This is a genomic window from Shewanella sp. 10N.261.52.F9, assembly GCF_041471165.1.
Lineage (GTDB): Bacteria > Pseudomonadota > Gammaproteobacteria > Enterobacterales > Shewanellaceae > Shewanella > Shewanella marinintestina.
Genome location: NZ_JBFRNX010000040.1, coordinates 35,034 through 49,192 on the forward strand (window position 1 = coordinate 35,034; position 14,159 = coordinate 49,192).

Annotated in this window: 9 protein-coding genes and 4 pseudogenes; 6 read left to right on the forward strand and 7 right to left on the reverse strand. The window is 39.8% G+C overall.

The annotated features are described in order from the left end of the window. Positions 1–1,286: 1,286 nt before the first annotated feature. Positions 1,287–2,402 (reverse strand): Fic family protein, encoded by a 1,116-nt coding sequence (locus tag AB4298_RS20710; RefSeq protein ID WP_371988261.1) that lies wholly within the window; start codon positions 2,400–2,402, stop codon positions 1,287–1,289. 732 nt (positions 2,403–3,134) lie between these two features. On the opposite strand from AB4298_RS20710, the pseudogene AB4298_RS20715 reads away from it, so the two are divergent. From AB4298_RS20715 to AB4298_RS20725, 3 genes and pseudogenes are all read left to right on the forward strand, one after another. After that, positions 3,135–3,290, forward strand: a pseudogene (locus tag AB4298_RS20715) (type II toxin -antitoxin system TacA 1-like antitoxin); the annotation flags it as partial. A 108-nt stretch (positions 3,291–3,398) separates the two neighbouring features. Continuing rightward, on the forward strand, positions 3,399–3,647 hold the full coding sequence (locus AB4298_RS20720; protein WP_239891619.1) for a type II toxin-antitoxin system Phd/YefM family antitoxin: 249 nt from the start codon (positions 3,399–3,401) through the stop codon (positions 3,645–3,647). After that, positions 3,637–3,909 (forward strand): type II toxin-antitoxin system RelE family toxin, encoded by a 273-nt coding sequence (locus AB4298_RS20725; protein WP_371988263.1) that lies wholly within the window; start codon positions 3,637–3,639, stop codon positions 3,907–3,909. The genes AB4298_RS20720 and AB4298_RS20725 overlap by 11 nt, the downstream gene beginning before the upstream one ends. 245 nt (positions 3,910–4,154) lie before the next feature. Here the strand turns inward: AB4298_RS20725 and AB4298_RS20730 are convergent, their stop codons facing one another. The 5 genes and pseudogenes from AB4298_RS20730 to AB4298_RS20750 all read right to left on the reverse strand — a co-directional run bounded on the left by AB4298_RS20730 (position 4,155) and on the right by AB4298_RS20750 (position 10,640). Continuing rightward, positions 4,155–5,165, reverse strand: coding sequence for a YecA family protein (locus tag AB4298_RS20730; RefSeq protein WP_371988264.1), 1,011 nt, complete (start codon positions 5,163–5,165; stop codon positions 4,155–4,157). A gap of 231 nt (positions 5,166–5,396) precedes the next feature. Beyond that, positions 5,397–6,320, reverse strand: a complete 924-nt coding sequence (locus AB4298_RS20735) for a nucleotidyl transferase AbiEii/AbiGii toxin family protein (protein ID WP_371988265.1) — start codon at positions 6,318–6,320, stop codon at positions 5,397–5,399. Next, on the reverse strand, positions 6,313–6,852 hold the full coding sequence (gene abiEi / locus AB4298_RS20740) for a type IV toxin-antitoxin system AbiEi family antitoxin (RefSeq protein WP_371988267.1): 540 nt from the start codon (positions 6,850–6,852) through the stop codon (positions 6,313–6,315). The genes AB4298_RS20735 and abiEi overlap by 8 nt, the downstream gene beginning before the upstream one ends. 634 nt (positions 6,853–7,486) lie before the next feature. Next, positions 7,487–8,698 (reverse strand): annotated as a pseudogene (locus tag AB4298_RS20745) (IS256 family transposase). 148 nt (positions 8,699–8,846) lie between these two features. Then, positions 8,847–10,640, reverse strand: coding sequence for a hypothetical protein (locus tag AB4298_RS20750; RefSeq protein WP_371988269.1), 1,794 nt, complete (start codon positions 10,638–10,640; stop codon positions 8,847–8,849). A gap of 337 nt (positions 10,641–10,977) precedes the next feature. Here AB4298_RS20750 and AB4298_RS20755 point away from each other — a divergent pair. Continuing rightward, positions 10,978–11,838, forward strand: a pseudogene (locus tag AB4298_RS20755) (IS5 family transposase). Here the strand turns inward: AB4298_RS20755 and AB4298_RS20760 are convergent. Continuing rightward, a pseudogene (locus tag AB4298_RS20760) lies at positions 11,830–12,175 on the reverse strand (IS30 family transposase); the annotation flags it as partial. The pseudogenes AB4298_RS20755 and AB4298_RS20760 overlap by 9 nt on opposite strands. 246 nt (positions 12,176–12,421) lie before the next feature. On the opposite strand from AB4298_RS20760, the gene AB4298_RS20765 reads away from it, so the two are divergent. After that, the gene (locus AB4298_RS20765) at positions 12,422–13,120 is read left to right on the forward strand and encodes a hypothetical protein (RefSeq protein ID WP_371988271.1); all 699 of its coding nucleotides are present in this window, start codon (positions 12,422–12,424) and stop codon (positions 13,118–13,120) included. A gap of 565 nt (positions 13,121–13,685) precedes the next feature. Beyond that, entirely contained in the window at positions 13,686–14,159 is a 474-nt protein-coding gene (locus AB4298_RS20770) for a hypothetical protein (protein ID WP_371988272.1), read from the forward strand.

Sequence of the window (14,159 nt, forward strand, 5' to 3'; positions counted from 1 at the left end):
CCCTCAATTACTCGCGAGCAAATGAAAGTGCTTATGGGTAAAACAAATATGTCGAGTCAGTGTAAAACGTCTTCAAATTGTATTATATCCCTCCACATTATTATTCCCATAACCGCGCATTAATTGACAACAAATCGAATTACGGAGTCATTTTAAGAACATTAAGTCAGTTTCTTTTGATTTAATGAACCTAAAATAGGTCATTAACTATTGTGAACACGCACTCAAAATAGCGCTAAGGCGTTTTGACTATGCCTGATTTGAAAAGCTGCGCGTTTTAAGCGTGCAATAAAAACACCATTATTTCCCTTTAAGCTCTGGGAGCTTAGCAAACTCCAGCGCTTAAAACTGAACAGTCTTTAACTATAGAACCATCTGAGGCTATATTGACTAAGATATAAAATAACTCTATTTATCCCATGTGACATTTTATTCAGAGCAACTAGATCATGTTGCTTTGTTAACGACCCAAAATCAAGCTCTTGTATCGATAGGAGAGGTATCAAGCATACTTTGCCTATACTCCAATGACTTAGCTGATAGTCCCCGCAACAAAGTCCCCAGTTCAAGCCAGCTCGGACGGGGCCCCAATGCGGGCTTTGCCTGGTATATCCAAGCTATTTTGTTTGCTCCCATATCCACATAGACTGTTTTTTGATTCGATTAAACACTCTATTCGGATCACAGTATGATGCGATTAGACGGGGATCAAATCATCATAAGTCTGCCCATTGACAGGTTAACAGTTGTCACCCGCAACAAAGCAACCCGTAATCAATTGAAATAAATAACAATTAAAAACTAAATGATTATACATTATTAGTTATATGTGCTCCCTCTGTGTCGATATTTAATAACTTAATCTCCCCCTCAACAAGTAATAACCCAGCGACTACCTGAAGTAACCATCGCATCAAGGTGCAACAAAGTATTACTAAGAGTAACCATCAAGTTGCTACTACGAGCTTTTACTAAAAACAATGCGCATTGCTGCGACCTATAGTAAGAACAAACCGTTAAGAAGGTCACGGTATGGCGTCCAAATATTATTGATGGGGGGTGTAGTGGTGAACTAAAATTGCCAAAGGAATAGTCAAAATAAATCCTGAATAACTTTGCCACCAGAAAGTGCATTACTTGGTGTTACGTTCACCACTGGAACCGCTGCAGCTGCAGGAGATGCCTTTCAAGATAGCGAGAGTTTCGATTGGTAATGCAGGTAAATGGTTAGCGCTATTGGTTGCGCACTAAAAAATACGCAACCCTAAATGTTAGCATTTTGGGCTTCATCCATTTTGAGCAGTTTGATTTAGAATGTACCGGGTACTTCGACCACCCGAACCCGATCTTTGCAAGCAGCCTATTTCTACTAAATAAGCAAGATGGCGCGATGCCGTGGGCTTACTGACTTTTGCAACTTTATGGTATTGACTCGTATTTATACCGTCCAGAAAGTCCCCATCTAACATACGATTAAGTACTTTCATATGCTCTGTCGTGAGTTTTGTTTGATCAACCGCTCTCCAGTAATTAACCTTTTGTATGGTTTGCTCAATATCGTGTAAAACGTTGCTAAAAGTCTCATTAAGCACTTTACAAAACCAAACCAGCCACTGCGTAATATCAAGATCGCCTTTCTGCGTGCTCTCTAAGATTTCATAGTAGCTTTTTCGGTTTGCCATGATCCCCACTGACATTGCATAAAATCGTACCGATAGTTTATCGGCTTGGGCTAAAGCCAAATCGGTGAGTAACCGAGTTATCCGACCATTGCCGTCATCTAAGGGATGCAAAGTCACAAACCAAAGGTGTGTTATTGCCGCTCTCAATAAAGGGTCAAGCAATGGATCTGTTTTCGACTCATTAAACCAGTCCTCAAAACGACTAAGCTCATCTTCAAGAACTGCTCTAGGCGGCGCTTCAAAATGAACAACAGGCCGATCAATTCGTCCAGAAACCACTTGCATGGGAGCATCACCTCGCCATTGTCCTCCTATCACAGAGTTAAAGAGCGTGTCGCCTTTAGGAAACAATTTCTCATGCCACCCCAATAGTCGTTCGAGCGTAAATGACTCATCCAGACGCTCTACCGCATCAACCATGATCTCGGCTAATCCATCTGATTGCTCTGTTATAGGAAACGGTTTCTCTTCAGACACACCCAGTTTATTAGCAAGTGATGAACGTACCGAAAAAACATTTAGTTTCTCCCCCTCGATGGCACTCGAGTGAACAATATTGCTTAATAAAGTATCAAGCATACTTTGCTTATGATCCAATGACTGAGCAGAGACTTTACCCAACAAAATACCCTGATTAAGCCGAGTCTCCCTCAGGAGTGGCTCGATGCGTGCTTTGTCCCAGGTAAATACTGGCCATTCTGTTTGCTCCCATATCCACATAGACTGCTCTTTGATTCGATTAAACACTATATTCTAATCACAGTATGATGCGATTAGAAGGAATAATCAAATCATCATAAGTCTGTCGATTGACAGATTAAATGTTGTTACATGCCAAAAAGAACCCATAACAATTTGAAATGCAACAATAAAAATAATAAAAACAAGCTAAATGGTTAGCGCTATTCTACTGAATTCAACAAATACCAGTATTTCTCTTTCAATTTAAGGGTTTTCTGCGCACAGCCCCTCTCGCATGAGACTGAACACGGCCAATATCAGTGCGTTTGAGACAGTGTTGTCTGAGATGAAAAAGCGATAACACTCACGCTAACTGCCGCTTGTAGGGCTGACAATGTCCGTGAACAACAGCAGAACAGCACTATTTAGGCAGGGATGGCTCAGCGAGTTAGGCTTTAATTTTGATGCGCCTTTTTAGTCGTCAGCATGGCTATTGTTTGCGAACGCATGCTTAGCCATTATTGCCGACCCGTCCCCTCCCGGCGGTGTCAACATCATGACCGAATGTCGAGCAGACTTCCTGAAGTAACAGCAGTGTCTTTGCCATACTAAAAATTATCTGAACTCCGATCCCGACCATTTTACGAGTCTCAGTATCAAATCGAAATCATTACCTTTTAAATCCATAACCTTTCCGTACAAATTGAATGTAATCATTATTTGAATGATAGTTTCTGATGTTAAGGAATACGTCCGTACATAGGAAGAATGATGGCAACAGCACGTTTAGATCTCCGTCTTGATGAAGAAATAAATGCAAAAGCTGAAAACGCATCTGCATTGCTTGGTATGAAATGTTTAACTGAATATATCGTTAGGCTTATGAACGAGGATGCAACACGCGTAATTGAAGAGCACGAAAGTATCGTTCCTAAACAAGCCAAATAATAACCCTACAATGTCGAATGTAGTAAACTTTTCCAAAAGCAATGACACGCTATAATGACCGAATAAACAACCTAATTAGAGACCGATATGACGACAAGAATTTTAGCTGATGTAGCAGCAAGTATTACCGAGTTTAAAGCTAATCCAATGAAAGTTGCCTCAAGTGCATATGGTGAAGCAGTTGCTGTTCTGAACAGAAATGAGCCCGCATTTTATTGTGTACCAGCAGAAGCTTATGAGTTATTGATGGATCGTCTTGAAGATTTAGAATTGTTATCTCTTGCTGCGGAGCGAGAAAATGAAGAAACGATTTCGGTAAACATCCATGACTTATAAGCTAGATTTCAAAAAGAGCGCATATAAAGAGTGGAGTAAGCTAGGTGCAACGCTTCGTGAACAATTTAAGAAAAAATTAATTGAATGCTTAGAAAACCCTCACATTCCGGCATCTAAACTATCAGGAGCTGATAATTTATACAAAATCAAACTAAGACAGTCAGGCTACCGCTTAGTATACAAAGTCGAAGATAATGTAATCACAGTCACCGTCTTAGCTGTTGGTAAAAGAGAGCGCAAGAAAGCGATGCACAGGAATTGACTATAGCGTGTTAACGCCCCAATCTGCGTAATAGAAACCCACATCAAAATCATCAAGTACAATATCGTAGGCTTCAGCCTTTAGGTCTCTGTAGTGATAAACGACCTGAAAAGAAGTCACGGGGAATTCGGCCCGGCTTGAAATTTGTCCCTGCGCCTTTCGTTGCTTGCTCCCTAGCCCCCTCTTGCAGGATAGTTATCTACACACTCAAAACGGTAGGATTGATATTCGCTCATGCTAATCGGCTAGTGCGGTGTATTAAATTGAAAGGTCTGCGTTAACAGGGGCTGAACTTGCACACTTCGTGATACATGCTCTTGCGCGAACAACCGTTTGGGATCGATAGTCACAAAACCCCAGTATTGTAAAAAACGTTCAATAAAGCGTAACTCTATTAACGTACTCAATTGCTGGATTGGCGTGCGATAATCATCAACTTGGCTATCAAGTAATAGATCTGGGAATGCCGTGGCGACTTCATCAATCAACTGTTCAACGCTAGCATGTGTTTGTAAACGCCACAGCATAAACAGCCAAAAAGTTCTCAGCTCGATACTATGCTCCCAACTATCTAAGTAACCCCAGTTGTACTTCGTGGTTGCCGCTTCCAGCATCGGCTTGAAAAAAGCATGAATACCGTGGCGCTGATACTGTGTCAAAGCCGCTTTTTTGACATGATATCGACCACTACGACGATAAATAATACCGGCAATTTCGGCCAAAATGCGGGTGTAATGTAACGCATTAAACTTATCTTCATTACTGCCCGCAAATTCACTGATGCTAATGCTCGTATGCCATTCAAATTGTGACAGCGCGAACTCAGGTAAACAATCACTGGCCTGTTTGACTAATTTAGTCGGTAAATTTCCTTTACTGGTGGCTTTAAATGAACCGTCATTTCGCATAGCCTCGTCTAAAACCAGTGTCAAATAGCGCATTACTGGGCTAGTTGAGAGTACTTCCGGCGTACAAATCGTCACCCAATCCAATTCATCAAATGGTGCATATAGCCAATTCCCCATTTGCGTGGGTGACAGCCCACAAAAATCAGGATTAGCGCGGTTATTGCGCTCATCGTTTCTCTTTTGTATAACCACATTAAGCTCGTCGATCGTCAAGTTGGGTGACATCGCCACAACTTGCTCGACATCATCAAGCATTTCAGCATGCAATTTTGACGCGCCGTCCATACAACAACGCTTATATTTTTTACCACTGCCACATGGGCAAGGACTATTACGACCTAAATTCATCGCTCACAACTCTTTAATATTGTTAATTCACGCGAATTTCATCTGTTGTTCAACAGCTTAAAGCTACCCAGGCATTCATCTCGTTTTTACTGTACTCGTCTCTGGATCCTATAGTAGGCATCGGGATTTCTAAACAAAGCCTGGAAACATCGCCCATTATCGGCGACGCGGCTTGCCATTAATTAAGTATTATCACTGGCACTGATAGCACAACTCACCCCTAATATTCAGTTACATCGGAAAATCTGGTTCATTATCGTTAGCGTTAACTAGCCCTTTCTTCACCTCAAGCAAGATATTTGTAAGAGTTAACAGCATGTAAGCTTTGAATTTATCCGTAGCTAAGGTAGAGTCGAAAACCTCCTGAGCCAAAAAACGCTTCATTTCTTCCGAGAAAGCATCGCCATAAACAATCTCTTTAAGAGAGTCAATCCGGCTATCTAGCATTTCAAGGAAGCCCTCAATCTTGTAGTCTTCGATTTTCTTGTTAACCAAATCAAGATCGGGCCTTGCCCCCTTTCGATGTAAGAACACTAGATCCCACAGATCTCTGTGCCTTATGTACTTCTTTGTTGCTGGCAAGGAGATGATCTTATCAGCCATCACTTCATCAAGGCTTTCGGTGAAGACCAGTGTTGATGAATAACCATCCGGCAAAAAATCATAGTTCCTACCTAGAGGCAAAGGCTCCTTGGTGTATGCTGGAATATTTGCTATTTCTAACTTGATTTTCTGTTTAGCAAGATGTTTTTGCTCCGGTGAAGTTACAACTGCGATTTGCCACTTATCAATTTTCAGATCGGCGTATTTAGCGTCTTTCTTTAAAGAAGCGGGCTCTTTAACCGTTACCTCAAGTCCATACCGATTACCGATATACTTTTCAATGACCTGCTTCATTGCAATTAACATCTTACTATTGAAGTCCCTACCTCCTGCAAAATCAAGATCTTCACTATATCGATTTGATTCTCGGCACAAACGCAGTGAAGTTCCGCCCTGAAAAACCAAGTTATCGAGTAACCTAGCTTCATCCAGTGCATACAAGATGTCGTAATGAAGAAGTTCTTTCTCAATGACAGGGCGCATATCCTTTGCGCCTCCTTGTTCCACTGCTAACTCTACTAGCGCATCAAAATCTGCTTTTGCCTTAGTCATCAGCCATAGCCTCCATATCTATTAAGTGTGTGTTACGACCTACTCGCTTTAAGTCTCTGAGCGCTGCAACCTTTGAGGCAATTCTCAGCGGCCTGTCAGTTCTAATAACTTGGTTCAATATATCTTTAATCGATCTCTTGGTATGAGTGAACTCAATGACCCCGTAATCGGTTTTGTAGGTTCCTTTTACTCCCGTTGTCATTACGGTAATTCTGTCTATAGGGATTTGAGAAATCACCCCATATGATGACAGTGCTGACTCTAAGCTAATGTAGTTATAGTCACCTCTTCTTAGCGCTGTGGCGATATACTCAATCGTTTTAGAAGTGCGTTTATTTTTTGATAAGCCATACACATACACACCTCTTGCCACACGCTCTAATAGTCCGCTCTTAACAAATCGAGTAAGACTGTCGTTCAGGGAACGTATAGAGTCTTCGTAGAAGATTTTTGATAAATCTCTGTGTAGAAATACATAACGACCTTTTGAGTCTAGATCGTTAAGTCTGGTGATTGCTAATTCTAACCTCATAAAACTAAGTCAACTGTTATTGCGCCTGTAGGCAGTATAACTCACAACTTAAGCGGAGGAAATAAGTGGGTAGTTATAACGGTTGAAAGCCGTATTAATCACTACTTAAATCTCAACAGCATAATCAAGTGGTGAGTTATTACGGTTAAAAGCGGTATATATCTCTACTTAAACAGAGTGTGAAACCTGAACTGTAACATGTCGATTACTGCAAAGTTTCTCTTATTGCATCCTTTTAAATATACAGTTACTCATCAATTTAACATTGCTGTTTAACGCAACTGCGCTCAGCTTGACGAACCGCACATTAGCAAGATCTAATTTTACTTATGCTTCGATACCGCCTTCCATTATGGTGCAGTTCCACGGGCGAATTAAGCTTTAAAATAAGGATGAGATTAACTAACAGATTTGGGGTCAATAAAACCTTATAACTTGGTTTAGTCCTGATAATGTTCTTGCTACAAGGGACGCCTTTTCAAGATAGCGATAGTTTCGATACCTTAGATTGCTAATGCAAGTAAATCGTTGGGTTGTTTAGGATTGAACCCTAACATAATTTAGAGTTCTGTGTCGCAGGGCGATCTAAAGCTTCCATTAACAGAGGGTGTAACAGATTCTGTGTAACTGCAATTTAGTTAATATGCTTCACAATTCTGTCTTCGAACTCAATAATAAATCGGCTCATCGCTGTACGCCAGTTTCGAATGGGCATAGTCCATTTTTTACTGGCTTCTTTTATCGCAAGGTAAACCATTTTCTTGGCCGAGTAATCATTAGGAAACACCTTACGCTTTTTCAAGGCTCGCCTAATCACGCTGTTTAATGACTCAATAGCATTGGTCGTGTAGATAGCCTTACGAATGTCCTGAGGGTAGTTGAAGAACGTATTTAGGTTATGCCAATGGTTGTGCCATGACTTGCTGATTTGAGGATATTGGTGATCCCAGGTATCGCTGAAGCGGTCGAGTTCGAGTAACGCTTCTTTCTCCGTTGCCGATTGGTAGATGCTTTTTAGGCCAGCAGTTACTGCCTTGTAGTCTTTCCACGACACGTACTTTAACGAGTTCCTGACCATATGCACGATACAGAGTTGTATATGAGTATCTGGATAAACGGTATTGATAGCGTCAGGAAAGCCTTTTAGACCATCTACGCAAGCGATGAAAATGTACTCAACGCCTCGTTGTTGCAGCTCCGTGAGTACACCTAGCCAGAATTTAGCGCCTTCATTTTAAGCTATCCAAAGTCCCATCAGCTCTTTGTGGCCTTCAAGGTTAATACCTAAAGCTAAGAATATAGATTTGCTGATAACGCGCTTATCTTGACGGATTTTTACGACAATACAGTCAAGATAAACAATAGGATAAATGGCATCTAAAGGTCGACTCTGCCACTCAATCACTTGCTCGATAACAGCGTTGGTTACCCGAGAAACCAACGTTGGCGATATATCTGCGCCATACCATTCTTCAAAGGCTTGTACGATATCTCGAGTACTCATACCTTGAGCGTAGAGCCACAATATTTTATCGTCCATCGAGGTAAATCTGGACTGGTGCTTTTTGACTAATTTAGGCTCGAAACTACCTTCACGGTCCCAGGGCGTATCAAGCTCAAACTGTCCATCTTCAGTCTGAATACGCTTGCTGGTTTTACCATTGCGGCTATTGGTTGAAGTGGATTTGTGGTGTTTTTCATAGCCAAGATGCTCATCCATTTCGGCATTCAGGGCGGCCTCAACCGTTATCTTTTTAAGCATCTGACTGAATTGATTTAAGTCTTCGGGTGTTTTGATACTTTTCGCTGCTTCTTTAGCAAACGCTTCTATATCTTTTCTATTCATTGGTATCTGCCTATCCTTTACTCTCTTTAGAGTAGTGTTTGATAAGCAGTTACACAAAATTAGTTACAGTCTCAGTTCACCGGACACTTACGATAGCTGCGTCTAAAGTGAGGATTTAATCAACAACGCCACTCTATATTCAAAAAAGTTAACCCTTGATTTCGAACTTTTCATAAAGTTTTTTTAATTTACATTTATCTAGATATTTAGGAAGAACTTCAATTAAATCTGACTCCAAGAATATTTCTGAGTAGCCTTCAACTTCAGACTTAAAGCAGGGGGATACATGCTCTCTAATTGAGTTCAATACCCGCTGTTCACAATGATATGCTTTCGGCTCATAAGTATCAGCTACCTCGTAGATTACGCAGTCTACTTCAAGCCTTAATTCTTTATGGCGTGTTTTTGATTCAATACTCTTTATACGTGAATCGGTTGAATCACCTGTCCATCCATATTTAATAACAGCCATTTCTTTCTGAGTCTGCACACATATTGCAATAAATCTAATTACGTAAAAAATACCTAGTTTTTCTTTACAATTATTGATTTTCGTAACGTTATTCCGAGGCCTTGTTATATATTCATATCCGCCGATAATATTTACTATCTTAGTTTCTGGGTTTTTCATTTCCAAAAATCTAATCCGATCATAAAATGCACTCTCTGAAATACCCACCTCTCGACAAATATCATTCTTATTTAACTCTACAAGCGAGCCACTACAATCAGAGAAAACATAAACACTTTGATTCTTTACAGCACATACAATATCCTTTACTTTTGCGCTAGGTTGGATTATCTTATTTTCTAAAACGTCATCCACCTGTTTATTCGTTAATTGATACTGAGACATCATACCTGATTTATTCATCCCTAGTACCTCAACATATTTATATTTTACTCGATTATCCTTATCAATTTGCGTTAATATTTTTTTAATTTGAATATATTGATCTCCAGGTATTTTTTTTAACTCATTCTTCTGGAAAAAGCAGCATAACTTTAATTTTACATCCTTAGGAAAATTACCATTTTCATCAATAAGTGATAATACCGATTCATCATTATTCTTTATTGAAAAATCGATAAAACCTTTAAGCACTTCAGACAACCCTTCTATCGAAAAACAAAGGTCTCTCTCATAAAAATCAGATACCGGTGTTGACACATTTAATTCAACACATGTATCCATATAATCATTCTTATTATTAACAATCCCAAACAACCAAATAACAATCTGTGGTTCTTTTAAAATCTTATCTATTCCACTCATACCCTCACAAGGCCTGCAATGCCGTAACTTTTTAGTAATGCGACGTCTTACTTTATTCTTATCCTGTTTATAATCACAAAATTCAACATACTGCTTAATGAGATCTGCCATGCCTTTAAAATAAATTTTCTCGGTAAAAAACAACATTTCTTGAGATGGAGTAACATCATGAAAAAGCCCCTTTTCGATCAACGAATCAATTTCCCCCCTAATATTAATACAATACTTTCGTTGTAAATCCAGCGTATCTTTTTGTTTATTTCTACTTCGAGTCAATCTCATTTCCGGACTTAACATTGGCAAATACCAATTCTTAAAAATATATACAATCACTAGACCGATATCAGATGTATCTAATCGACTAATTTGACTTGGATCTATGCCAAAAAACTTAGCCAAATCTTTTTTATGTATGCATTCAAACAATAATTCATAAAAACCAGGTACAATTACATTAATATCAACCGAATCAGATATACACCATACAAAGTAATTTTCATTATGTATATTTTCAATTAATTTTATTTTTGATTCTTTAGACAATGTATTTAAAGGAATAAATAGTTTATCTTTACCATTCTTTGTTGTTGGGAAAAACTCTGTTACCTTCCTGAAAGCCTCCGACAACTCTTTTTTTAAATCAGAATATGATAGTTCAGCTTGCATTATGAATAGCTCACTTCTTTTAGAGATTGAGTATTATTTAATCATAGTCAAAAAGTTCATTTTCACAAGGCAAAAAAATAACCTAACTACTTGAATTAATGCGATTCGCATGAGCATTAGCTCAAATCTCATAAGGTTATTCAGGCCAAATCCATGCCCCAACTTTAACATTTGAGCATCATTAAAACTCCCGATTATCAGTTAATCATGAGTATGAGCCTGTGCTTAGTATCTTTTTAGTTATGTCTGGGGTTGTTGGGCGTTGCTGCCTAAATCGAAGGAACCATTTGGGTGCTCTGTGCTCTAATCTTGTAAGTACCGATACGAGACAGGCTACATAGGCAAATCTAATCGTAAAATAATCAACTGGAAACAGTACAACCAAGCATTAATCAATCGAGGTTCGGTCACTTTTTGGTTGGATGAATCAGCCATCAATGCTTGGCACTGCAAAGCCCATCACGGCGTTCGTGTTAGAGGCTTTCAATTTAGTGATACAACGATTGAAACCGCCCTAATGTTCAAAGGCCTATTTAAGTTGTCAGTGCGGGCAACTGAGACTTCATAAATTCTCTGTTTCGACTGATGGATGTACCATTAGCAGCACCGGATTACACTTAATATAAGCAAACGGGCAAAGACTGTTGAGGTAAAGTATCGTAAACCCTGTCGAGGACCCGTTACTCATCTTATCGTCGTTCTAACAGGATTGAAAGTTTATGGCGAAGGCAAGTGGAAAACGCTCAAGCACGGTAGAGCACGGCGACGCACGTGGCGTAAGTTACACCTCGCGATTGACGTAAATACTCACGATGTTGTATCAGCCGATGGTGCATACGACACTAAAGAGTGTCACAAATAGCTGCGGCACAAAGGTGCAAAACCAGCTATTCCGCCGCGTTCAAACACAGGATATTGGGAAGAAGGTCACCCGCGAAATGAAGCCGTTGACGCATTGAAATCTGGGAAGTTACAACAATGGAAAGATGACAATGATTACCATCAACACCCGCTATCGGAGACCGCGATGAATAAAGTCATAGAGCTAGGTGTGTCTGTTAGACAGCTGCATAAACTCGGAAAACCTCGTATAGCTGCACATCAAGCAATTAAAGCCATGCCGTTTAAAACCATTGCAGGCTACTTGAACCCTAAACACTTCTTTGTGTCGATGATTTATTCTATTTTATGCAAATAGAATACCCTTATCTGATACCACTCTTAAATCAGTGCCTTTCTGTAGATACAGCCTCAAAAGACCATTAGCGTTTTCATTAGCAACACGCCCCTAAGAACTATAGGGATGAGCAACGTAAATATCAGCATTCAATGCTGCTACTATCTCTTCGTGTTTGGCAATCTCTCGATCATTATCAACTGCAATAGTATGAACATGTTATTTATATAGCATAAGCAAATCTATTGTCGCTTTATTTACATCTATTGCAGACTTAGAAGCCACTTTTTGGCCAAGTAAAAGCGACTTTACGCTCCAAAATCGTGGCTAGAGCGCCTGTACTAGGTTTTCCCACTACAGGGGATTAAATCGTAAGCAAGCGGCTCAGCTTGGCACCGCCTGCTATTAAACGCACTGAAATACTGCGTTGACATAAAGCCATTGTCGTTGTAGGTTGAGATCTGCCACTCATGGCTATGGTGTGTTTGCTGTAAAAATGAGATTTTATTCAGAACAAATACTAGCTCGGTACTGTTGGTCAACGCCGTATCAATAAAATCAAACACGATAGGCAGTCAAATCCAATATAACTCGAGGTAATATTATGAATATTAATGCATATTCAGATTTTGTTGAAATATCTACAACCACTCTTTTAGATTGTTTTAAACTCGAATTTCGAGACATACCAACTGAAATACGACAATGTAAGCTCAATCAGGGATACCAGGCTCTGGCTAGGAATGCAGGTTTCAGCGGCCTAGAGGCAATGAAAGCGCAGAGTTCAGTGCTGCTCACGATGAATGAGTTCGTAGCAGCACTCGAATCATCCGGCGTGAAGAAACAATCATGGTCAACCAATGAACACATCGCTCAACTATTAGAAAGCGATGTGCAGTGTACGTTTAGTCAAGGCGATTTGTGTGTTGCTATTCACGATAACGGGGAGATCATAGAAACGCCCTACTATGCTAACCCCTCGCCATATTCTCCCGCTCTAACCTTTTACGTTTTGCCTGTCGATGCTAACGGCGCATGGCTAACCTACGATGAATGGTACAGATTTATTCTCGATTTAAGAAAAAATCTTAATTTCGACGATAATATCGATAGCCAAATTGAGGACATTTGGAACGCCGTCAATCCCGATCATTGTGGTGAATTGTTTCTATCTGAGCAACCCGACTGGGATGAGTTAACGCACTGTTCTGAGGGACTATTTCGTCAGCGAATACTCAAACACTCAGGACACACTCCGCTCGATCTACTCTACGACTATTTCAGTTCAGAACGAACTAGCTAGTAAACGTGCAATAAGCAGTGCTTGATTAAGCACTGCTTATTGGAAACAGAAATTGTCAGCGCTTATATATGTAGTAGCTCAGACTTGAGCTTACGCCGTATCTTACCATCGCCTCCTTGCTCAACTCGACTTTGAGTCGGTCTTCTGAATACAGCTTTTAAGCATCGATGTTTCCCTTCTAGTGCTTTAAGCCGTTTGATTTACGCTGAGTCGATTTGAATTTTCATTTAGAAAAAACCAGCATTTTACTTACGGAAAATCTAACGCTGAATCTAGGAGGTTTACTTGATTAACAATTAATATAATTGGCCCAAAATCAAGATATTCATTTTAAATTCAAAATCCTATCGCACACTAAAAATACTATTCCACAATCCTATCTTTTGGGATATGTCGATAACGAGACACTTTATGTTCTCACCGAAAAATAATAACTTTGACTTCTCACGCAACATATGCTCATGTGTATATATACAGTAATACAAAAGGATGAGTCGATTTTCTGTAGTTAATTGTTCAAGTATTAGCAAACAGAGATCTAACACGGATTGTTAAGGAGGGCAGGATGCCTAAATCAAAAAAAGTCATACTCAATAGTGTGCAATTGCAGCACCATCCGAAACTGATCACATTACTCTCCGGTGATGTTATAAGCCTTTCGGCACTTCCAGCTATCAATATACTCACTATTGAACAAATTCAGAGTCTATTAGATAACACACCAATCCCTGTCGTACACAACTCTAGTTCCGATACCTATGAGCAACTAGTTGATATGCCATTGCTGGATTTACTACTCGTTCATAGTGACTCCCACAAATTAACCGCGACCTTGCTCATATACAAGGATGCAGAGCCGACTTTAACCACATTAGCCCTAATTAAACCAGCGTTAATGTACCAAGAGCAAAAGCGACTGCCTCAAATGCTACATCATCGATTGCTTACAGCTAAGGCACACGGTGTGACAGTACTAACAAAAAAGCAATTTAGTGAATTAGCTCAGATCTCTCCCTCTGCAATCAGAGCAAAAAAGTGA